This is a genomic window from Pseudonocardia kunmingensis (assembly GCF_006716445.1).
Classification (GTDB): domain Bacteria; phylum Actinomycetota; class Actinomycetes; order Mycobacteriales; family Pseudonocardiaceae; genus Pseudonocardia; species Pseudonocardia kunmingensis.
Map to the genome: position 1 here is coordinate 2,732,171 of NZ_VFPA01000001.1, position 21,657 is coordinate 2,753,827.

20 protein-coding genes are annotated in these 21,657 nt (G+C 75.2%); 13 read left to right on the plus strand and 7 right to left on the minus strand.

The genetic code is table 11. The annotated features are described in order from the left end of the window. Positions 1–7: 7 nt before the first annotated feature. Positions 8–1,588, minus strand: a complete 1,581-nt coding sequence (locus FB558_RS13025) for a carboxyl transferase domain-containing protein (RefSeq protein ID WP_142052254.1) — start codon at positions 1,586–1,588, stop codon at positions 8–10. 169 nt (positions 1,589–1,757) lie between these two features. Between FB558_RS13025 and FB558_RS13030 the strand changes: the two genes are divergently transcribed. Further along, positions 1,758–2,303 (plus strand): three-helix bundle dimerization domain-containing protein, encoded by a 546-nt coding sequence (locus FB558_RS13030; RefSeq protein WP_142052257.1) that lies wholly within the window; start codon positions 1,758–1,760, stop codon positions 2,301–2,303. A 13-nt stretch (positions 2,304–2,316) separates the two neighbouring features. On the opposite strand, the gene FB558_RS13035 is transcribed toward FB558_RS13030, so the two are convergent. Further along, the gene (locus tag FB558_RS13035; RefSeq protein ID WP_142052260.1) at positions 2,317–2,748 is read right to left on the minus strand and encodes a hypothetical protein; all 432 of its coding nucleotides are present in this window, start codon (positions 2,746–2,748) and stop codon (positions 2,317–2,319) included. Positions 2,749–2,854: 106 nt separating this feature from the next. Here FB558_RS13035 and FB558_RS13040 point away from each other — a divergent pair, with 106 nt between their 5' ends. The 3 genes from FB558_RS13040 to FB558_RS13050 are packed head-to-tail and all read left to right on the plus strand — an operon-like array spanning position 2,855 to position 5,612. After that, entirely contained in the window at positions 2,855–4,111 is a 1,257-nt protein-coding gene (locus FB558_RS13040) for an MFS transporter (RefSeq protein ID WP_142052263.1), read from the plus strand. Then, positions 4,108–4,935 carry an amidohydrolase family protein gene (locus tag FB558_RS13045; RefSeq protein ID WP_170231287.1) on the plus strand — a complete coding sequence of 276 codons (828 nt, stop codon included), beginning with the start codon at positions 4,108–4,110 and terminating at the stop codon, positions 4,933–4,935. Before FB558_RS13040 ends, FB558_RS13045 begins: the two co-directional genes overlap by 4 nt. A 2-nt stretch (positions 4,936–4,937) precedes the next feature. Then, a complete protein-coding gene (locus FB558_RS13050) occupies positions 4,938–5,612 on the plus strand; it encodes a response regulator transcription factor (RefSeq protein ID WP_142052269.1) in 675 nt (224 codons plus the stop codon). On the opposite strand, the gene FB558_RS13055 is transcribed toward FB558_RS13050, so the two are convergent. Continuing rightward, complete coding sequence (locus FB558_RS13055; RefSeq protein ID WP_142052272.1) at positions 5,588–8,161, minus strand: ATP-binding protein; 2,574 nt, start codon at positions 8,159–8,161, stop codon at positions 5,588–5,590. The genes FB558_RS13050 and FB558_RS13055 overlap by 25 nt on opposite strands. A gap of 132 nt (positions 8,162–8,293) precedes the next feature. Here FB558_RS13055 and FB558_RS13060 point away from each other — a divergent pair, with 132 nt between their 5' ends. The 8 genes from FB558_RS13060 (at position 8,294) to FB558_RS13095 (ending at position 15,849) form a co-directional block, all read left to right on the plus strand. After that, entirely contained in the window at positions 8,294–8,866 is a 573-nt protein-coding gene (locus tag FB558_RS13060) for an SACE_7040 family transcriptional regulator (protein ID WP_142052275.1), read from the plus strand. 97 nt (positions 8,867–8,963) lie between these two features. Next, positions 8,964–10,082 (plus strand): serine hydrolase domain-containing protein, encoded by a 1,119-nt coding sequence (locus tag FB558_RS13065; protein ID WP_211366350.1) that lies wholly within the window; start codon positions 8,964–8,966, stop codon positions 10,080–10,082. Positions 10,083–10,402: 320 nt separating this feature from the next. After that, the gene (locus FB558_RS13070; RefSeq protein WP_142052278.1) at positions 10,403–11,614 is read left to right on the plus strand and encodes an NRAMP family divalent metal transporter; all 1,212 of its coding nucleotides are present in this window, start codon (positions 10,403–10,405) and stop codon (positions 11,612–11,614) included. A gap of 11 nt (positions 11,615–11,625) precedes the next feature. Continuing rightward, a complete protein-coding gene (locus tag FB558_RS13075; protein ID WP_142052281.1) occupies positions 11,626–12,402 on the plus strand; it encodes a LamB/YcsF family protein in 777 nt (258 codons plus the stop codon). Next, positions 12,399–13,004, plus strand: a complete 606-nt coding sequence (locus FB558_RS13080) for a 5-oxoprolinase subunit B family protein (RefSeq protein ID WP_142052284.1) — start codon at positions 12,399–12,401, stop codon at positions 13,002–13,004. The genes FB558_RS13075 and FB558_RS13080 overlap by 4 nt, the downstream gene beginning before the upstream one ends. A gap of 13 nt (positions 13,005–13,017) precedes the next feature. Then, the gene (locus tag FB558_RS13085; RefSeq protein ID WP_142052287.1) at positions 13,018–13,896 is read left to right on the plus strand and encodes a 5-oxoprolinase subunit C family protein; all 879 of its coding nucleotides are present in this window, start codon (positions 13,018–13,020) and stop codon (positions 13,894–13,896) included. Beyond that, complete coding sequence (locus FB558_RS13090) at positions 13,893–14,663, plus strand: putative hydro-lyase (RefSeq protein ID WP_142052289.1); 771 nt, start codon at positions 13,893–13,895, stop codon at positions 14,661–14,663. The genes FB558_RS13085 and FB558_RS13090 overlap by 4 nt, the downstream gene beginning before the upstream one ends. Positions 14,664–14,700: 37 nt before the next feature. Then, positions 14,701–15,849 carry an epoxide hydrolase family protein gene (locus tag FB558_RS13095; protein WP_142052291.1) on the plus strand — a complete coding sequence of 383 codons (1,149 nt, stop codon included), beginning with the start codon at positions 14,701–14,703 and terminating at the stop codon, positions 15,847–15,849. A gap of 7 nt (positions 15,850–15,856) precedes the next feature. On the opposite strand, the gene FB558_RS13100 is transcribed toward FB558_RS13095, so the two are convergent. Beyond that, a complete protein-coding gene (locus tag FB558_RS13100; RefSeq protein WP_142052293.1) occupies positions 15,857–16,756 on the minus strand; it encodes a DMT family transporter in 900 nt (299 codons plus the stop codon). Between the two features lie 280 nt (positions 16,757–17,036). Between FB558_RS13100 and FB558_RS13110 the strand changes: the two genes are divergently transcribed. Continuing rightward, positions 17,037–17,768, plus strand: a complete 732-nt coding sequence (locus tag FB558_RS13110; RefSeq protein WP_142052297.1) for an alpha/beta hydrolase — start codon at positions 17,037–17,039, stop codon at positions 17,766–17,768. 51 nt (positions 17,769–17,819) lie between these two features. On the opposite strand, the gene FB558_RS13115 is transcribed toward FB558_RS13110, so the two are convergent. The 3 genes from FB558_RS13115 to FB558_RS13125 form a co-directional block, all read right to left on the minus strand. Then, entirely contained in the window at positions 17,820–19,400 is a 1,581-nt protein-coding gene (locus FB558_RS13115; protein ID WP_142052299.1) for an adenylate/guanylate cyclase domain-containing protein, read from the minus strand. Between the two features lie 76 nt (positions 19,401–19,476). Beyond that, on the minus strand, positions 19,477–20,304 hold the full coding sequence (locus tag FB558_RS13120) for a MaoC family dehydratase (protein WP_142052301.1): 828 nt from the start codon (positions 20,302–20,304) through the stop codon (positions 19,477–19,479). Next, positions 20,304–21,629, minus strand: a complete 1,326-nt coding sequence (locus FB558_RS13125) for a 3-oxoacyl-ACP reductase (protein WP_142052303.1) — start codon at positions 21,627–21,629, stop codon at positions 20,304–20,306. The genes FB558_RS13120 and FB558_RS13125 overlap by 1 nt, the downstream gene beginning before the upstream one ends. Between the last annotated feature and the right edge of the window lie 28 nt (positions 21,630–21,657).

Genomic DNA, 21,657 nt, shown 5'->3' on the forward strand with positions numbered 1-21,657 from the left:
ATCGCGCTCACATCCGGAAGACGCCGAAGCCGGGCTCCGCCAGCGGCGCGTTCGCCGCCGCCGAGAGCGCGAGGCCCAGCACGGTCCTCGTGTCCTTGGGGTCGATCACGCCGTCGTCCCAGAGCCTCGCCGTGGAGTAGTACGGGTGGCCCTGCGTCTCGTACTGGGCGCGGACGGCGTCCGGGTCGGCGCCGGAGCCGACCGTCGCGAGCACCGTGGCGGCCTGCTCACCGCCCATCACCGAGATCCGGGCGTTCGGCCACATGAACAGGAACCGGGGCGAGTACGCCCGCCCGCACATCGAGTAGTTCCCGGCCCCGAACGAGCCGCCGATGATCACGGTGAACTTCGGGACGCGCGTCGTGGCCACGGCGGTGACCATCTTCGCGCCGTGCTTGGCGATGCCGCCCGCCTCGTACTCGCGCCCGACCATGAAACCGGAGATGTTCTGCAGGAACACCAGCGGGACCCCGCGCTGGTCGCACAGCTCGATGAAGTGCGCGCCCTTCTGCGCCGACTCGGAGAACAGGATCCCGTTGTTCGCCACGATGCCGACCGGGTGGCCGTGGATGCGGGCGAAGCCGGTGACGAGGGTGGCGCCGTACTCGGCCTTGAACTCGTGGAACCGGGACCCGTCGACCACCCGCGCGATCACCTCGCGCACGTCGTAGGGGGTGCGCGAGTCGGTGGGGACGGTCGCGTACAGCTCCTCGGGGTCGGCCAGCGGCGCTTGCGTGGGCAGCACGTCCCACGGCCGCGGGGCGCGCGGGCCGAGCGTGCCGACGATCGAACGGACGATCTGCAGCGCGTGCGCGTCGTCCTCGGCGAGGTGGTCGGTGACGCCCGAGACGCGCGAGTGCAGGTCGCCCCCACCCAGCTCCTCGGCCGTGACGACCTCGCCGGTGGCCGCCTTCACCAGCGGCGGGCCGCCGAGGAAGATCGTGCCCTGGTCGCGCACGATCACGGCCTCGTCGCTCATGGCCGGCACGTACGCCCCGCCCGCCGTGCAGGAACCGAGGACGGCCGCGATCTGCGGGATGCCCTGCGCGGACATCTGCGCCTGGTTGTAGAAGATCCGGCCGAAGTGCTCGCGGTCCGGGAACACCGAGTCCTGCTCGGGCAGGTAGGCGCCGCCGGAGTCGACGAGGTAGACGCACGGCAGCCGGTTGTGCAGCGCCACCTCCTGGGCGCGCAGGTGCTTCTTGACCGTCATCGGGTAGTAGGTGCCGCCCTTGACGGTGGCGTCGTTCGCGACGACGACCACCTCGCGCCCGGCCACCCGCCCGACGCCGGTGATCACTCCCGCTCCCGGCGCCTCGTCGCCGTACATGCCGCCCGCGGCGAGCGGGGAGAGCTCGAGGAACGGGCTCGACGCGTCGAGGAGCGCGTCCACGCGGTCGCGGGGCAGCAGCTTCCCGCGCTCGACGTGGCGCGTGCGCGCTCGCTCCGGGCCCCCGCGGGCGGCGGTGGCGAGCCGCGCGCGCAGGTCCGCGACCAGTTCGCGGTGGGCGGCCGCGTTGCGCTCCGCACCGTCGCCCGTCGTGTCGGCGGCCGTGCGCACCACGGTCCCGGACGTGCTGACCGGCATCGGACCTCCTCCGTCGGGGAGTCGCGATGTTAACGGTCATTAACCGGCTGCGCCACAGCCCTCGTTCGGGTGAGGCGGCGGGAGCCGCTTCCGATAGCCTCCACCAGGCTTGATCATCGTCGGCCGCGGCGAGCGCCGCGCCGCCCCGACCGACCGGAGGACCGCACCCGTGACCTCGCCGACCGGAGCCACGCCCGGGCGCCCCGCTCCCTCGTCCCGGTGGACGCAGCCCGCGCCGTCCCGGACCGACGAGAACCTCAAGCACGTCCACCGCAAGATCGACCCGAACCTGAAGGCCGGGCCGCTCGTGGACAACGGACCGCGACCCGGTCCTCGGTCCGCGCGGGTGCACCTCCCGGGCGCGCCCAGCCTGATGGCCCGGGTGGCCCAGCCCGCCACGCCCGGATCCGCGCACCCGGAGGCCTCCACCGGGTCCGCGGTCGCCGCCGACCCCGCGACGCCCCCGGGCGGCGCGGACGACGACGTCCTCGCCCGGGCGTGGGAGGAGCGGATGGCGAAGCAGTGGGAGGACGTGACCGCCCGCCTCGTCCGGGACTTCGCGCCGACCGGCGGAGCCGAGGTCGAGGTGGTGCTGCAGCACATCGCGCAGCAGCGCAGGCTCCTCGACTCGGCGACCGTCCGGGACTACCTGCCGGTCCTCGTGGACCGGGCGGTCCGCCGCCTCCTCGATCCCGACGAGGCAGCCGGGGGCTAAGGGCTCCGCGGCGTCAGACGGCGGCGTCGGCCGGTGCGGCGGCGGCCAACCGGACGCTCATCTCCTCGAGGAACTTGCCGGTCGCCGTGCCGAGGATGCCCAGCGAGCGCAGGAGGTGGGCGTGGACGTCGGCCGGCTGCGCCACGAGCAGCTCGACCGACGCGCTCACGTTGTCCAGCGCCGGGTTGAGGTAGACCTTCGCGACCTTCGTGGCCCGCGAGGCGACCGACGCGGCGAGCGCGGCCTCCGCGACCTCCGTCTCGCCCGCCAGCGGGAAGAAGTTCGGGAACAGCAGGTGGAAGTACTGCTCGTCCTGCGTCTCCATGATGAAGTGGTGCCGGCCCTCGTACCGGAAGTGGATGTCGCCCTCGTCGTCGACCTTCGGCCGGAACCCCTGCTCAGCCAGGAACTCGACGTGCAGGTCCCGGATCTCGTCCCAACCCATCGTTAACCCCCCGTTCACCCGATCGGACTACTACCGGATGATCATAGGGGCCTCCTCGCCCCGCCTCCGGGTTGCCGGTCGATCGCCCGGGTGCTACGAGGTGCTGATGGCGGAACCGCGTGCGGACGAGCACTGGTACCGGTCGATGGTGCCGCGCGAGCGGCGCACGTTCTGGGCCTGCTTCGGCGGCTGGGCCACGGACGCGATGGACGTGCAGATCTACAGCCTGCTGATCCCGGTCCTGCTCACCGTCGGGGTGCTGTCGTCCAACGCCGAGGCCGGGCTGATCGGCACCGTCACGCTGCTGTGCTCCGCGGTCGGCGGCTGGGCGGGTGGGGTGCTCGCCGACCGGTTCGGCCGGGCGCTGATGCTGCAGGTCACCGTGCTGTGGTTCTCGGTGTTCACGCTGCTCTGCGCGTTCGCCCAGGACGCCACGCAGCTGCTCGTGTTCCGAGGGCTGATGGGGTTCGGCTTCGGCGGCGAGTGGGCGGTCGGGGCGATCCTCATGGGCGAGACGGTCCGGGCCCGCTTCCGCGGCCGCGCCGTGGGCACGGTCCAGAGCGGGTGGGCCGTCGGGTGGGGCCTCGCGGTCGCGCTGTTCGTGCTGACGCAGACCCTGCTCCCGCCCGAGACCGCATGGCGGGTGCTGTTCGCGCTCGGCGTGCTCCCCGCGCTGGGCGTGTTCTGGATCCGGCGCCACGTCCCCGAGCCCGACGTGTACGTGCGGCACGCGGACCGGCGCGAGGACCGCCCGTCGTTCCTCGGCATCTTCCGGGGCGGCCTGCTGCGCACCACGCTCGTCTGCGCGTTGCTGTGCACCGGGGCGCAGGGCGGCTACTACGCCCTGACCACGTTCCTCCCGCAGTTCCTGCGCACCGCCCGCGGTCTGGACGTACTCGGCCTCGGCGGCACGCTGCTGCTGGTGATCGTCGGCGCGTTGGCCGGGTACCTGTTCGGCGCCTGGCTCACCGACCGGCTGGGCAGGCGCCCCGCACTGGTCGTGTGCGCGGTCGCGGCGTTCGTGATCGTCCTGCCGTTCACGCTGCTGGACCTGCCCACCCCGGTGTTCACGGCGCTGGCGCTGCCGCTCGGCTTCGTCTCCTCGGCCTACTTCAGCGGGCTCGGCCCGCTGCTCACCGAGCAGTACCCCACCGAGCTGCGCGGCTCCGGCCAGGGCTTCTGCTACAACTTCGGCCGCGGCATCGGCGCGCTGTTCCCGCTGCTCGTCGGCCTGCTGGCGGACGCGATCTCCATCGGGGTGGCGATCGCGCTGTTCGCCGGCATCGCCTACCTGGTGATGGCCGGATGCGCCCTCCTGCTGCCCGAGACCCGCGGGGCCGAGCTCACCGGATCCGCGTCGTGACCCTCCCCACCGGCGCCACCGACGTGCACGCGCACGTGATGACCGGGCCGGGCGGCGGCGTCCCCGGCGCCGTGTACGCGCCGTTCGAGGCGCCCGTCGAGCGCTACCTCGCCCACCTCGACGACCTCGGCCTCGCCCGCGGCGTGCTGGTCACGCCGAGCGCGTACGGCAGGGCCAACGGGGTGCTGCGCGCCGCGCTGGCGGCCGCACCCGACCGGCTGCGCGGCGTCGCCGTGGTCGGGCCGGACGCCAGCGACGACGAGCTCGCGGCGCTGGCCGCGGCCGGGGTGCGGGGGTGCCGCGTCCAGGACCGGTTCGCCGGCGGCACCCCCGTCACGGCGCTGCCCGCGTTGCAGGAGCGGGTGGCGGGTCTCGGCTGGCACGTCGAGGTGTGGACGGACCCGCGCGAGCACCGGGCGCTGCTGCGGGAGGCCGCCACGCGCGGCCGGGTCGTGCTCGACCACCTCGGCCTGCTCCCCGCCCCGCCGCCGGGCGAGCCGGACCCCGCCGTGCCGCTGCTGCGCGAACTGCTCGACGCAGGTGACGCGTGGGTGACGCTGTCCGGGGCCTACCGGCTGGTGCCGGGCACGGCCGAGGCCGCCGCCGCGCCGGCCCTGCGCGAGCGCGTGGCGGCGGTGCTCGCCGCGGCACCGGACCGGGTGGTGTGGGGCACCGACTGGCCCTACGTCGCCCCGCCCGGTCCCGTCCCGACCCCCGCCGACCATCGCGCGGTGCTCGCCGACTGGCTGCCGGACGCCGAGCTGCGCCGCCGGGTGCTGGTCGACAACCCCGCACGGCTCTACGGGTGGGCGGATAACGTCTAGGGGTGCGCGTACTGCTGGTCGAGGACGAGGTTCCACTCGCGGAGATGGTGCGGCGCGGGCTCGCCGCCGAGGGGCACTCGGTGCAGGTCGTGCACGACGGCATCTCGGGTCTCGCCGCGGCCAGCACCGGTGAGCACGACGTCGTGGTGCTCGACATCATGCTGCCGGGCCTGTCCGGCTACCGGATCCTGCAGCGCCTGCGCGCGGCCGAGGTCTGGACGCCGGTGCTCATGCTCACGGCCAAGGACGGCGAGTACGACGAGGCCGACGCGTTCGACCTGGGCGCCGACGACTACCTGGTCAAGCCGTTCTCGTTCGTCGTGCTGCTCGCCCGGCTGCGGGCGCTGCTGCGCCGTGCGGGCGAGGCCCGCCCCACCGTGCTGACCGTCGGCGACCTCAGCCTCGACCCGGCCCGCCACCGCGTGCACCGCGGCGACGTCGAGATCACCCTGACGCCCCGCGAGTTCGGCGTGCTCGAGCACCTCATGCGCCACGCGGGCGAGGTCGTCACGAAGACCGACATCCTGCGCGCCGTGTGGGACGCCCACTACGAGGGCGAGGTCAACGTCGTCGAGGTGTACGTCGGCTACCTGCGTCGCAAGATCGACGCCCCGTTCGGCACCGCCAGCATCGAGACGCTGCGCGGGGTCGGCTACCGGATGGCCGAGCCGGGCTGAGGCCGGGGCACGGGTGAGGTCCGGCGCTCGTCGTCGGGGCGGTGCTCGTCGTCGGGGCCGGGCTCGGCGGGCGGCACGGCCGGGACGCCGTAAGGGGCGGTGACCGGGTCGCGGCGGGCCTCGTCGTCGCGCACCGGGCGCTGCCCGCCGCCGCGCGGCCGGGGCGCGGGACCGGGGTGCCCGCCCGCCTGCACCCCGGATGCTCGGCCGTTCTCCGGCGCAGGGCGATCGCTGCCGGATCCGGACCCGTCCGGTGAACGCCGCTCCGCGTTCGCGGGCCGCGGAGATCCCGGCTCGGTGGCCGGGCGACCGTTCCCGGGCCGCGGAGACGCGAACCAGGGGGACGCGGGCCGCGGCGACCCGGACCACGGCGGCGCGGACCACCGGGTGACGGGCCGCGTGCCGCCGGGGCGGGGGGCGGGCGGCGCGGCGCCGGCGGGATCCGGCCGGGACGGAACGCCCCGCGGCGGCGTGCCCGGGGACGGCGTGCCCTGCGGTGGCGTGCCCTGCGGCGGCGTGCCCTGCGGCGCCTCGGCGCGGGGCGACGCGGGACGGGGCAACGGCAGGGGCCGTGTCGGCATGACGGGCCGAGGACGGCGAACGCGATCAGGACCGCGGCTCGGTCGCTCGGCTGCACGGCCGTCCCCGGACCGGGCGCCGCCGTCCGGAGCCCCCTCCGCACCCGGGCGGGTGGGCCGCGCGGGCTCGTCGCGGCCCGGCTCCCGGTCGCCTGCTGCCGGGGCGGAGCCCGGTGCGGGGTCCGCGGGGCCGGCCGGCCGGTCCTCGGCGGCGGGCGCCCCGGCGCGGTCGGACGCCTGCGAGGAGACCGGCGTCCCCGTCTGGCCCGGAGATCCCGGATCCGCGGCGGGTCGCGGCGTCCCCGCCCCGGCCGGGCCTGCGGCGGGACCGGACTTCCCCCCGGCGCCGGCGGTCGCGGGCGGAGCCGCGGCGGGCACCGGTTTCCCGGTGGGTGCCGGGGACGGCGCCGGCGCCCCCGGACCGGCCGGGCCCGGCGTCGCGGCGGACGGCGGACCCGCAGTGACGGGCCGCGTGGCCGGGGCCGGTCGGGTGGTGGCCGCCGGGCCGGCGGACGCAGCCGCCGGGGCGGGCGGCTCGTCCGGCTGCGGCTCGGGCGCGGCAGCGACCGGCAACCGGACCCGGAACAGCGCGCCACCGCCCGGGGCGTCGGTGACCTCGACCCGACCACCGTGCGCCGCCACGACCTCGGCGACGATCGCCAGCCCGAGCCCGGAGCCGCCGTCGGCACGGGCGCGGGCGTCGTCGAGGCGGACGAACCGCTCGAAGACGCGGGCGCGGTCGGCGGGCGGCACGCCGGGACCGTCGTCGGAGACCTCGAGGACCGCGGCGTCGGCGTCCTGCCGGACGGTGACGAGGACGCGGGAGCGGGCGTGCCGGCGCGCGTTGTCGACCAGGTTGCGGACGACCCTGGCCAGCTGGCCGCGGTCGCCGACCACGCGCACCGGGACGGTGCGCACCTCGGCGACCACCTTCCCGTCGGCGGGCCGGCCGCGCTCGCCCTCGGCGACCTCGTCGAGGTCCACCTCCTCGCGGCGGGGCTGCAGCCCGCGCTCGTCGGCGCGGGCGAGCAGGATCAAGGCCTCGACGAGCTTGTTGAGCCGCGTGGTCTCGCCCCGCAGCGCGGTGATCGTGCTGCGGTCGACCGTGCCGCTCTGCATCAGCTCGAGGCCCGTGGCGATCGTGGCGAGCGGGCTGCGCAGCTCGTGGCTGGCGTCGGCGACGAACCGCCGCTGCACCCCCTGCGCGTCCTGCAGCCGGGCGATCATCGCGTTCATCGTCTCGGCGAGCCTGCCCACCTCGTCGCGTGCGCGCGGCACCGGCACGCGCTGCCCCAGGTCCTTCTCCGTCATCTCCGCGACCTGCGCCCGGATCGCCTCCACGGGGCGCAGCGCGCGGCCGGAGAACAGGTAGGTGGTGAGGCCGGCGACGACGATGAGCAGCGGGACGCCGCAGAGCAGGTAGAACAGCAGCGTGCCGGTCGTGTGGTCGACGACGGTCAGCGGCGCCGCGTACAGCACGACCACGTCGTTGCCTGCCGACTGGCCCGCGATCGCCACGAGCACGGTGTCCACCACGCTGCCGTCGACCTTGCGGACGGGAACGTCGGTCCGGACGACGGTCTCGCCGTCGTCGGGCCGGATGTCGGACATCGGGGTGCCGTCCCGGTAGCCACCCAACGGGTCCGTGCCCGCCTCGAGGGTCCGCTGCGGCGTGTCGCCGTACTCGACGACCACCTGCGCGAGGTCGTCGGACTCCCGGGTGAGGGCGCTCAGCGCCTCGCGCGCGTTCTCGTTGGCCTCGCCCTGCCAGTTCTGGTCGAGCCTGGTGGCGATCAGCCCGGCCTGCTGCTCGGCCTCCGCCTGCACCGACGCGCGCAACGACTGCTGCACGAGCAGCAGCAGCGCGGCGCCCGCGACGAGCAGCGCGAGTGCGACCACGACGGCCGCGGACAACGCCGAGACGGCGCGCACGCCCATGCGCGCGCGCAGCCATCCCAGCGGCCGTGGCATCCCCACAGGGTAGGCGAGCGAGCCTGTGCCCGCGCTGAGCACGATCAACGGCCTGCCAGCCGTCGTCGCCCCGACGGCGGCGAGCGCCGCGGGGAGGGTTAGCGGGCGTTAACCGATGGCTAGGCTGCGCCCATGGCCACCCCTGCCGCACCCCCCGCCGGAAGCAGGCGGGAGCAGATCCTGGCGGTGGCCGCGCAGCTGTTCGCCCGGCGCGGGTTCCACGGGGTCAGCATCGCCGAGCTCGGTGCCGCCGTCGGCGTCAGCGGCCCGGCCCTCTACCGCCACTTCCCCGGCAAGGAGGCCCTGCTCGCGGAGATGCTCGTCGGGATCAGCGAGCACCTGCTCGCGGGCGGGCAGGCGCTCGCCGTGGCCACGACCGATCCGCACGAGCTGCTCACGTCACTGGTGGAGTTCCAGGCCGACTTCGCCCGCCGCGAGCCGGAGCTCATCGTCGTGCAGGACCGCGACCTCGCGAACCTCCCCGCGACCGAACGCCGGCAGGTGCGCCGCCTGCAGCGCACCTACGTCGAGATCTGGGTGCAGGCGCTGCGCCGGGCCCACCCCGGCCTGCCGGTGGACGCCGCCCGCACCGCGGCCCACGGCGCGTTCGGGCTGCTGAACTCGACGCCGCACGCCGGGCGCACCCCCGAGGCGGCGGCGCTCCTGCGCCGCATGGCGCTGGCCGCGCTGCGCGACCTGCCCTGACTCCGGCGGGCCACCGCCGCGCCCTGTGGAGAACCACAACTGCGCGGCGCCGAACACCCCATGGGCTCGGGCACCCCCTGTTCCTAGCGTCGCTCCCGTGAGATCGACGTCCGTCCTCGTCGCGCTGCTCGCCGGCATCGCCGTAGCCGCGTGCTCCCTCCCGGTCCCCGACCCCTTCCCCCGTTCTGCGCTGCAGTCCGCACTCGACCGCCTGGTCGAGACGCGGGCTGCGTCAGCGGCCCTGCTGCGGATCGAGGAGGGGGACCACGAGTGGGCGGCGAGCGCCGGCCCGCAGGAGCCCTCCTCGTCCGTCGCGGCCAACGCATCCGGCCGGTTCCGGATCGGCAGCGTGACGAAGACGTTCGTGGCCACCGTGGTCCTGCAGCTGGTCGACGAGGGCCGGCTCGCCCTGGACGACCCGATCGCCCGGCACCTTCCCGGCCTGGTGCCCGGCGGCGACGCCATCACGGTCCGGCAGGTCCTCGACCACACCAGCGGCATCTACGACTACGCGCACGAACGCGACTGGTCCACGAACCGCTGGCGGGGCGAGGCCCGGTTCCGCACCTACCGGCCGCAGGAGCTGCTCGACGTGGCGTTCGCGACGCCGCCGTACTTCGCTCCGGGGCAGGGCTGGCACTACTCGAACACCAACTACGTCATCGCCGGTCTGCTCGTCGAGCGGCTCACCGGACAGCCCTACGGCGTGGCGATCACCGACCGGATCCTCCGGCCGCTCAAGCTGAACCACACCACCGTCCCCGGTTCCGACCCGCACCTGCCCGAGCCGCACGTGCGCGCCGTCGTCGAGGTCGACGGGGTGGGGATGGTCGACGTCACCGAGATGGACCCGTCGCTGGACTGGGCAGCGGGGGAGATGATCTCGACGACGAGCGACCTGAACCGCTTCCTCGCGGCCCTGCTCGGTGGTGAGCTGATCAGCGGAGGCGCGCTCGCCGCGATGCGCGACACGGTCGACACCGGCGGCCAGGGGTTCCGGTACGGGCTCGGGCTCCAGGAGTTCGACCTCCCGTGCGGCGTCACGGTCGTCGGGCACGGTGGCGAGCTGCTCGGGTACCTCACTTACGCCATGACCACGGATTCCGGGCGGCAGCTGACCCTCTCCTACAGCCCGCTCGAGCGCGGGGGGAGCACGACCGAGACGGTCGTCGGTCTGTTCGCCACGGCCTTCTGCCCGCCGGCGCAGGGGAGCTGACGGCAGGTGGGAGGCGGCCGTCGACCGAGGAGGGGGTGTCGGTCGACGGCCCTGACCGCGCACCGGTCCGGGCGGGCACACCCGGCGCCGGCGGTCTCCCACGCGGTCGCGCTCAGTGTCCGCCCGTCCCCCGCCCGTGTACAGCACAACCTCCAGGCGACGAACGGCACTCTCGTCGGCACCTAGCCGACGAAAGTGCCGTTCGTCGGGGGTGGCGCGGAAAACTCGCGGAAAGTATTGCCGGATCGTTGAACGATCCTTACGCTGCCTCCCACCGGCGCGTGCTGTGCCGCCGGTCACGTCCCGCCGGGAGGCAACTCATGAGCGACGCGAAGGCGGTGGCCGCCGTCAGCTCGGCCACGAGCCGCGGTGCGGTGATCGGCGCGATGTTCCTGATGGCGACGAGCGCGATCGGTCCGGGCTTCATCACCCAGACCGCCACGTTCACCGCGCAGCTCGGCGCGGCGTTCGCGTTCGCGATCGTGGCCTCGATCCTGGTGGACATCGCGGTCCAGCTGAACGTCTGGCGCGTGATCGGGGTGTCCGGCCGACGCGGTCACGAGCTGGGCAACGAGGTCGCGCGGGGCGTCGGATACGTCCTCGCCGGGCTCGTCGTGATCGGCGGGCTCGTCTTCAACATCGGCAACGTCGGCGGCACCGGGCTCGGCCTCGACGCCATGCTCGGCGTCGACGTCAAGATCGGCGGCGGCATCTCCGCGGCGATCGCCATCGCGATCTTCCTGAGCAAGCGGGCCGGCGTGGCGCTCGACCGCATCGTCGTGGTCCTCGGCGGGGTGATGATCATCTTGACGACGTACGTCGCGGTGGTCTCCGGGCCGCCGGTCGGCGAGGCACTGCGCAACGCCGTGCTCCCCGACACCGTGAGCTTCCTCGTCATCACCACGCTGATCGGCGGCACCGTCGGCGGCTACATCACCTACGCGGGGGCGCACCGGCTGCTCGACTCCGGCCTCACCGGCCCGGAGCACGCCCGGGGCATCGCCCGCAGCTCGGTGATCGGCATCCTGGTCACCGGCGTGATGCGGGTCGTGCTCTTCCTCGCCGTGCTCGGCGTGGTGGCGGGCGGGGTCACGTTGGCCTCGAACGACCCGGCCGGCAGCGCGTTCGAGGCCGCCGCCGGGCAGGTCGGCCTGCGGCTGTTCGGCATCATCCTGTGGGCCGCGAGCATCACCTCGGTGATCGGCGCCGCCTACACGTCGGTGTCGTTCCTGACCTCCCGGAACACCAGCGACCGGCGGCGCAACCTGCTCACCGTGGCGTTCATCGCGCTGTCGGCGGTGATCTACCTGGTGCTCGGGACGGCCCCGGCCACGCTGCTGGTGTTCGCCGGCGCGTTCAACGGGCTGATCCTGCCGATCGGCTTCACGGTGATCCTCTGGGTCGCGTGGCGGCGCCGCGACCTGCTCGGCGGCTACCGCTACCCGGCGTGGCTGCTCGGCATCGGCGTCCTCGCCTGGCTGCTCACCCTCTACATGGGCTACGCGTCCCTCACGGCGCTCGCGAAGCTGTGAGCATGCAGGGCATGCACCCGAACACCATCGACCTCAACTCCGACGTCGGTGAGTCCTTCGGCCGCTGGGAGCTCGGTGACGACGCGGCGATGCTGGCCATCGTCACCTCCGCCAACGTGGCGTGCGGCTTCCACGCGGGCGACCCCACGACTCTCCGGAGGACCTGCACCCTGGCCGCGCAACGAGGGGTCGCGGTCGGGGCGCAGGTCGGCTACCGCGACCTCGCCGGCTTCGGCCGGCGGTTCCTCGACGTGTCGCCGCAGGAGCTCGCCGACGACGTCCTCTACCAGATCGGGGCGCTCGAGGGGATGTGCCGTGCGGCGGGCACCCGCGTGCGGTACGTGAAGCCGCACGGCGCGCTCTACAACGCGATCGTGCACCACGAGGCGCAGGCCCAGGCGGTGGTCGCCGCCGTGCGGGCCTACGACCCCGCGCTGCCCGTGCTCGGCCTGCCGGGCTCGGAGTTCCTCGACGCCGCCGAGGCGGCGGGTCTGCGCACCGTCCGCGAGTTCTTCGTCGACCGCGGCTACACGCCGGACGCCACCCTGGTGCCGCGGTCGCAGCCGGGAGCCCTGCTGCACGACCCGGCCGAGGTCACGGCACGCGTCCTGCGGATGGTCACCGAGGGCGTCGTCACCGCGGTCGACGGCAGCGACGTGCGGGTGCGGGCGGAGTCGGCGTGCGTGCACGGCGACTCCCCGGGCGCGGTCGCCATGGCCACCGCGGTGCGCGCCGGGCTGGACGCGGCCGGCGTCGGGCTGCGCGCGTTCGCGGAGGAGCCGGGGTGAAGGTGCTCCCCTGCGGGGACGCCGGGCTGCTCGTCGAGGTCGACGGGCTGCCCGAGGTGCTCGCGCTCGCCGACGCCGTGCGCGCGGCGCCGCCGGACGGCGTCCTGGACGTCGTCGCGGCCGCCCGCACCGTGCTGCTGTGCGTCCGCCCCGGCACGGACCTCGCCGCCGTGCGCCGCGCTGTCCTGGAGCTGGACGTGCAGCCGGGCGCGGCGCCGCCGGACGGGGAGCGGGTGGAGATCGGGGTCGTCTACGACGGGCCCGACCTGGAGGAGGTCGGCGAGCTCACCGGGCTCGGCGCCGACGGGGTCGTCGCGGCGCACACCGGCACGCCGTGGCGGGCCGCCTTCGGCGGGTTCGCACCGGGGTTCGCCTACCTGGTCGGCGGCGACCCGCGGCTGGAGGTCGCCCGCCGCTCGGAGTCGCGCACCTCGGTGCCTGCAGGGTCGGTCGGGCTCGCCGGGGAGTTCAGCGGCATCTACCCGCGCTCGTCCCCCGGCGGCTGGCAGCTGATCGGGCGCACCGGGGCGGAGCTGTGGAACCTGGACCGGGGCGCGCTCCTGCAGCCGGGCTGCACGGTGGTCTTCCGGGAGATCCGGTGACCGGGTCGCAGCCGTGAGCCGCGCGCTGGACGTGCTCGCGACCGGGGCGCTCGCCCTCGTCGAGGACCTCGGGCGGCCCGGGCTCGCCGCCACCGGGGTCGGGCGTTCGGGGGCGGCCGATCGCGCCGCGCTGCGGCTGGCCAACCGGCTCGTCGCCAACGACGAGGGCGCGGCGGGCATCGAGGTGGTGTTCGGCGGGCTCGCCGTGCGGGCCCGGGGCCGGCTCACCGTGGCGCTCTCCGGCGCCCCGGCGCCCGCCGACGTCGACGGCACGCCCGTCGGCCACCACGCGGTGGTCCGCCTCCGCGACGGCCAGGTGCTGCGGCTGGGAACACCGCCGACCGGCCTGCGCACCTACCTCGCGGTACGTGGCGGCATCGCGGTGCCGCCGGTGCTCGGGTCGCGCAGCACCGACGTCCTCTCCGGGCTCGGGCCCGAGAAGCTCGCGCCCGGGACGGTGCTGCCGGTGGGGCCGGAGCCGGACGCGGTGCCGCTGCTCGACGTCGCCCCGGTGGCGGTCCCGCCCGACGGCGAGGTCGTGCTCCGCGCCGTCCCCGGCCCGCGGGCGGACTTCCTCACCGACCCCACCGCACCGGCCCGCACGACCTGGACCGCGTCCAGCCGCAGCGACCGGGTGGGCATGCGGCTGGAGGGCGCCTCCCTGGAACGGGCCGGGTCGCAGGAGCTGCCCAGCGAGGGGATCGTCCGCGGCGCGGTGCAGGTGCCACCCGGCGGGGAGCCGGTGCTGTTCCTCGCCGACCACCCGGTGACGGGCGGCTACCCGGTGGTCGCCGTCGTCCTGGACGCCGACGTCGACCGCGTCGCCCAGGTGCGGCCCGGCCAGCGGGTGCGCTTCCGGTTCGTCGCCCCGCCCTGGAAGGAGAACGCGTGAGACCCTCCGAAGCCCGCAACCGGTTCCGCGCCGGCCTCGTCACCCCGACGGCAGGCTGGTGCGACGGGTACACGCAGGCCAACCTGATCACGGTGCCGCGGGAGCTGGCCTGGGACTTCCTGCTGTTCGCCCAGCGCAACCCGCAACCCTGCCCGGTGCTCGACGTGCTGGAGGCGGGCGCGGTCGCCGGGCCGCTGCTCGACGGCGACATCCGTACCGACATCCCGCGCTACCGCGTCTACGTCGACGGGGAGCTGGCCGCCGAACCCACCGACGTGCGCGAGTGGTGGCGCGACGACCTGGTCAGCTTCCTGATCGGCTGCAGCTTCACCTTCGAGCGCGCGCTGGCCGCGGAGGGTGTGCCGGTCCGGCACGTGGAGCAGGGCGTCAACGTGCCGATGTACCGGACGTCGCGACGCTGCCGGTCGGCAGGGGCCGTGAGCGGCCCGCTGGTCGTGTCGATGCGCCCGGTGCCGGAGGCGCTCGTCGGGACGGCCGTGCGCGTCACGGCGGCCTACCCGGCGGTGCACGGCGCTCCGGTGCACGTCGGCGATCCGCGCGAGCTCGGGATCCACGACATCGACGCCCCCGACTACGGCGACCCGGTGCGGTTCGAGCCGGGTGACGTGCCCGTGTTCTGGGGGTGCGGCGTCACCCCGCAGGCCGCGGTCGTCGAGTCCCGGCCGGCGCTCGCCATCGCGCACGCGCCGGGGCACATGCTGATCACCGACGCGCGGGACGAGGACTACCGCGTCCCCGATGTATGACGATCCTTGACCTACATGCCTCCTACCGTCCCCGGGCATGACCGAGGACATCCGCCCCTTCCGCATCGACGTTCCGCAGGCCGACCTGGACGACCTGGTCGACCGCCTCGGCCGCACCCGCTGGCCGCGGCAGCTGCCCGGCGGCTGGAGCCGGGGGGTGCCGGTCGCGCAGCTGCGTGAGCTGGCCGAGCACTGGCGCACCGGGTTCGACTGGCGGGCGCAGGAGGCCCGGCTGAACGCGTTCCCGCAGTTCCGCACGGAGATCGACGGGCAGCTGGTCCACTTCCTGCACCTCCGCTCACCCGAGCCCGGCGCCCTCCCGCTGGTGCTCACGCACAGCTGGCCGAACTCGGTCGCCGAGCTAATGGGCCTGATCGGCCCGCTCACCGACCCGCGGGCCCACGGGGGCGACCCGGACCGGGCGTTCCACGTGGTGGTGCCGTCGCTGCCCGGGTTCGGGTTCTCGCCCTTCCCCGAGCCCGCCGACGAGCGGCCGTGGACGGCGGAACGCGTCGCGCGGATCTGGGCCGAGCTGATGGCGCGGCTGGGCCACGAGCGCTACGGCGCGCACGGCAACGACGCCGGTGCACTGGTGTCCCCGCAGCTGGCGCTCGTCGACGCGGAGCACCTCGTCGGGGTGCACATCACCGGCGGGCTGGGCATCCCGACCGGTGACCCGGACGAGCTGGAGGGCCTGACCGACGACGACCGCGCAGGGCTGGAGCGGCCGGCGTCCCTGTTCTCCGACGGCAGCGGCTATGCGCCCTACCTGGCGAACCGGCCGCAGACGCTGGCCTACGGCTGGCTGGACTCGCCCGTCGCGCAGCTGGCCTACCTGGTGGAGCGGCTCGCCGAGTTCGACGGCTGGCCCGACGGCGCGGCGGCGCTGCTGCCCCACCTCGACCGCGACCAGCTGCTCACCACGGCGTCGCTGTACTGGTTCACCGGCACCGGCGGCACGTCGTCCTGGACGTACTACGACGGCGCCGCGGGCATGCCGGTCGACCAGGCACTCGTCCCCACGGGCGTGTCCCACGGCGGCCCCGACGCCTTCCGCCGGATCGCCTCGCGGGGCAACGACATCGTGCACTGGTCGGGCCGCGAGGCCGCGAGCCACATGGTGGCGATGGTCGACGCGGAGACGCTCGTGGCCGACATCCGGGAGTTCTTCGGGGAGCTGCGGTAGGGCCGGGTCAGCGACGGCGGGAGAGCGCGACACCCACCAGGCAGACCGCCCCGCCGACGATCGCGAGGAACGCCGGCAGCTCGCCCAGCAGCACGGCCGACATGACGACGGTGATCGGCGGCACGACATAGGTGGTGACGCCGAGCCGCCCGGCATCCATGCGGGCCAGCGCGTAGGCCCAGGTGCTGAACGCCAGCGCCGTGGGCACGGCACCGAGGTAGACGAGACCGGCCGTCGCCGCGGCCGGGGCCGCGGCCAGCTCGGTGGCCAGTGCCGGGGCGAACGGCAGGCAGACGACGGCGCCGATCGTGCAGGCCAGCCACGTGACCTGCAGTGCGGGCAGCCGGCGCAGCACCGGCTTCTGCGCCAGTACCCCGATCGCGTACGTGACGGCCGCGACGAGGCAGAGCAGCACACCGAGCAGGTCGGCCCGCTCGGCGTTCGAGGTGGCCGCACCGACGAGCACCGCGCCGCCGAACGCGACCAGCGCCCCGATCACCAGCCAGCGCGGGAAGCCCTCGCCGAGCCACAGCCCGGCGAACAGCGCGATCAGGATCGGGCCGACGTTCACCAGCATCGCCGTGGTGCCCGCGTCGACGCTCTGCTCCGCGGCGTTCAGGGCGATGTTGTAGACGGTGAACCACGAGAGCCCGCAGAGCGCGACCAGCGCCCACTCCCGGCGCGTCGGCCACACCCAGCGGCGGGTGACGAGCAGCCCGGCGCCGAGCGCGAGGGAGCCGACGAGCAGGCGGCCCAGTGTCAGCGGGCCCGGCTGGTAGACCTCCCCGACCGCGCGGATGGCCACGAACGCGGACGCCCACGCGAGCACGGTGACCGAGACGGCCGCGAGCGCGCTCCACCGGTGGCGGGAGGCCGGGGCGACGACCGGGGTGGTCGAGGAGCTCATGGCCCCGACGCTAGTTCCGCCCACCGACGAGGAGCGCGCGGTTTCCGGACACGGAGCGCCAAGATCCCGCCGTTCCGGCCCGTGCGGTCGCCGTGCAGCCGGAGCGAGAACCCGGTGGCGGACCACGGTGGCCGCTGCTAGCTTCCCGGAGGCCGTGCGGGAGAACGAGGAGGTGGTACCCGTGAACGCAGTGTCGACATGGGTGCTCCTCTCCGGGGTCACGGTCGGGCGATAGGTCGTCCGGGAGCGCCGTTCACGAGCGCTCCCGAAAGGCACGACCATGGAACTCACCTCTGAACAGCGCCTCGACGACGGCGTCCTCGAACGCGGGTTCACCCTCGGCGAGGTCCCCGGCATCCTGTGGACGCCCGGATCTGCAGCCGCACCGGCCCCGCTGATCCTGCTCGGTCACCCCGGCGGGCTGCGCACGATGTACCCCCGGCTGGCCGCCCGGGCCCGGCGTTGTGCGGCGGACGGCTTCGCCGCGGCCACCATCGAGCTCCCCTGGAGCGGTGACCGGCCGCGTTCCGCCGCCGCCGAGCAGGCCCGCGCCGACCTGCGCCGGGCGCTGGAGGCCGGCGGGCCGGTCGACGACGAGATCGTCGACCGGCTCGTCCTCCCGCTGGTCGACCAGGCGGTCCCGGAGTGGCGGGCCGCCCTGGACGCCCTCCTCGCGCTGCCCGGGATCGGCGGCCCGGTCGGGTACTCGGGAGGGGTGATCGCCATCGGCGTCCGGCTGGCGGTGGTCGAGCCGCGCATCTCGGCCGCCGGTCTCTTCGCCGGGAGCTTCGTGCCCCGCACCGTGTTCGAGGAGGCCCGACGGGTCACCATCCCCCTGCATGTCCTGCTGCAGTGGGACGACGAAGGGAACGACCGGCAGATGGCCCTGGACCTGTTCGACGCCTTCGGCTCCACGGAGAAGACGCTGCACGCCAACACGGGCGGGCACACCGGCGTCCCGCGGTTCGCGGGCGAGGACGCGAGCCGGTTCTTCGCCCGGCACCTGAGGTGAGGCCGGGTCGTCCGGCCGGCAGCAGCCGGTAGGCGGCCCGGTCACCGGCGGTCATCCGGCGTTGCCCGGGTGCCCGCCGACGAATGGCGCTGCCGGCTCCTCCGGCTCGCCCGCCGCCGCCCTCGTCCGCTCCACGGGCGTGGCGAGCCTCGTGGGCGCCGGGCGGCCGCGGAGCCGGGTCGGGTCGCCGAGCTCCCAGCGGGCGGCCTCCTCGGGAGCGGCCATCGCGACGGCGTCCGCCGCGGCCAGCACACGGCCCGGCACCGACTTCGCCAGGTCGGTGAGCCGCGCGGCCTCGTTCACCGGGTCGCCGATCACGGTGTACTCGTAGCGCCGCACGTCCCCGACGTTGCCCGCGACGGCGTCCCCGGCCGAGATCCCGATCCCCGCGGTGACGTCCGGCAGCTCGGACGCGAGCCGCGCCGCCAGGACGCGCCCGGCCGCGAGGGCGCAGCCTGCCGGGTCCTCCCCGTCCACGGGCGCCCCGAACACCGCGAGCGCGGCGTCGCCCTCGAACTTGTTGATCCAGCCGTCGTGCTCCTCGACCACCTCGACGACGACCGCGAAGAAGCGGTTGAGCAGCTCGACGACCTCCTCGGGCGGTCGCTGCGCGGTCAGCGCCGTCGACCCGACGAGGTCCACGAACAGGACGCCGACGCAGCGGACCTCCCCGCCGAGCCGGACCTCCTGTGCCGCCGCGGCCGCCCGCGCGACGTCGCGGCCGACCTGCCGGCCGAACAGGTCGTGGATCCGCTCCCGCTCCCGCAGGCCGGCGACCATCGTGTTGAAGCCGGACTGCAGCTGGCCCAGCTCGGTGCCGTCGTAGACGGTGACGCCCGCGTCGAGCTCGCCGCGCTCGACGCGGCGCATCGCGCGGCGCACCGCGTTGACCGGGTCGGCCACCGCCCGGGCGGCCCCCACGTTCACGAGCAGGCCCGCGCCGAGCGCGACACCCCCGATGGCCAGCACGATCACGGCGAGGCGGGTGGCCGGCACGTCGCCGTACACCAGCGCCGAGACGGCCGTCAGCATGAGGCCGACCACCGGCACGCCGGTGCCGAGCGCCCAGAACAGCAACGAGCGCACGACGATCCCCGGCAGGCCGGGCCGCGGCTTCGGGGGGCGCGCGGCCAGCACGCGAGCCGCCGTGCGCCGCAGGATGCGCTCGCTGAGCAGGTAGGCCAGCGCGCACGTGGTGATGCCGCCGAGCAGGATCGTCTCGCCCACCGAGACCGCCAGCCGCACCGAGTAGGGCAGGTTGAGCAGCACGAACACCGCCACCGCCAATGCCCAGAGCACCGCCTGGACGGTGACGAGCCGCAGCGGCCCGTAGAGCACCATCCGCCGCTCCCGGCGCTGCTCGGCGTCCGCCTCGCCGGGGCGCAACCGGAACCGCCTGCCACCCCACAGCAGCCCGACGGGCAGCGCCACCAGCAGGTACCCCCCGAGCGCGATCATGTTCAGCGCGCGGACCCGGACGGGGTCGGCGAGCGGGCCCTCCGGCAGCACCCACGCGGCGAGCACGAACACGACGACGGCGCCCGCGACGTTCGCGAACACGACGACGACCGCCAGCGCGATCCGGGCGGGCCAGTCGATGACCCACCGCCGAACCCGCCTGGGACGTGCCATGAGCAGCGAGTCTAGTGACGCGCGATCTCGACGAACGGCACTTCCGTCGGTGCCTGGCCGACGAAGGTGCCGTTCGTCAGGGAGTGGGGCGGAGCGTGGCCGTGAGGTGCGGACCCTTGCGGCCGCGGACCTCCACGTCCCAGCCGTCTCCGGAGCGGGCCGTGCGCAGCTCCACCATCGACGGGAGCAGCAGCGGCCTGCCGAACGCCACGTCGTAGGTCAGCGCCTCCGGCAGCCGGCCCTGCAGCGCGGCGAGCACCCGGGCGGCCGTCCACATGCCGTGCGCGATCGCCCGGGGGAAGCCGAACGCCTTCGCCGTCCACTTGCTCAGGTGGATGGGGTTGACGTCGCCGCTCACGCGCGCGTAGCGGCGGCCGGTGCCCGCGTCGACGCGCCAGGTGGCGGCCGGTGCCCCGGCGTCGACGCCGGGCGGCGCGGGCGTGTCCGCCGCACCTTCGGTGGCGGTCGCGCCGCGCGCGAGGTAGGTGCTGCGGCCCTCCCACACGGCCTCGCCGCCGGCGTCGACCCGCGCGACGAGGTCGACCTGGGCGCCCTTCGGGTGCGCGCGCAGCCCTTCAGCGTGCACGCGCACGGCGAGGGGCTCGGCCGCGTCGACCGCCCGGTGCAGCGTGATCCCGTTGCGGACGTGCACGAGCCCGGGCAGCGGCAGCGGGAACGACCGCTGCGCCATCAGCTCCACCTGCAGCGGGAAGGCCAGCACGTGCGGGTAGGTCGCCGGGAGCGCATCCGCCACCGGGAGTCCGCACACGCGGGCGTACTCCGCGAGGCGGTCCCGGTCGACGGTGACGCCCTCGCGCGCGAGCACCGTCTCGGGCAGATCGGCGCCCCGGCGCCCGACCGTCCCGAGCGCGGCCTTGACGTACAGCGGGCCGAGCGTCGGCATCAGGCCCCCAGCATGTTCTGGCCGTCGACGCGCACGACCTGCCCGGTGACACCGCCCGACGCGGCCCGGCCGAGCCAGCCCACCGCCTCGGCGACGTCCACCGGCAGCCCGCCCTGGCGCAGGCTGCTGACCCGCCGGCCCGCTTCGCGGGTGCCGAGCGGCATCTTCGCCGTCATCGCGGTCTCGATGAACCCGGGCGCGATCGCGTTGATCGTGGCCCCCCGCTCGGCCAGGCGCGGGGCGAGCGCGCGGACCATCCCGATCACGCCCGCCTTGCTGGCCGCGTAGTTGGTCTGCCCGCGGTTGCCCGCGATCCCGCTCATCGACGAGATGCAGACGATCCGCGCGGCGGCACCGAGCAGGGCGGCGTCGGCCAGCAGCGCCGCGTTGATCGCGAGCTGGGAGCGCAGGTTGACCGCGAGGACGGCGTTCCAGCGGTCGGCGTCCATGTTGGCGAGCAGCTTGTCGCGGGTGATGCCGGCGTTGTGCACCACCACGTCGACGCGCCCGTGCCGCTCCCGCAGGTGCGCGAGCAGCCGGGCGGGTGCGTCGGGAGCGGTGATGTCGAGCTGCAACGCGGTGCCCCCGGTGCGGTTGGCGACCCTGGCCAGCGCGTCGCCCGCGGCCGGGACGTCGACGGCGACGATCGTGGCCCCGTCGCGGGCCAGGGTGTCGGCGATGGCCTCGCCGATGCCCCGCGCGGCGCCGGTGACCACGGCGATCCGCCCGGCGAGCGGCGCGGCCCCCTCGCCCGGCTCGACCGGACCGACCGGGGCGGCGACCCGCACGACCTGCCCGGACACGAACGCCGAACGGGTGGACAGGAAGAACCGCAGCGTCGAAGCGAGCGCGTCGGCTCCCGCGTCGGGCGCGGCGACCAGCAGGTTCGCCGTGGCCCCTGCCCGCACCTCCTTGCCCGCGGACCGGACCAGCCCCTCGAACGCCTGGGCGACGGCCGACGCCTCGACGTCCTCGGGGTCGGCGACCGGGCCGAGCACGAGCAGGCGCCCGGACGGGGCGAGCCGCCGCACGGCCGGCGTCAGGAACTGCTGCGCCGCGGCGAGGTCGTCGAGGGTGCGCGCGCCGGTGGCGTCCAGCACCGCGGCGGCGACCTTCCCCTCCTCGCCCGCCTCGGGGGCGCCGGCGTCGGCGAGGAGCGCGCGGACGCCGTCGGCGAGCCCGCCCCCGCCGACCGCACCGACGAGCGCGGGGCCGTCGAGCAGCGGCTGGCCCGGGGAGTAACGGCGCAGCACCGGGATGCGCGGCACCCCGAGCCGCTGGACGAGCCGGTTCTGCGAGAGATCGCGCAGCGTGTCGTTGCTCATCACCGACCCCCCACCCGCACGTTGGCTC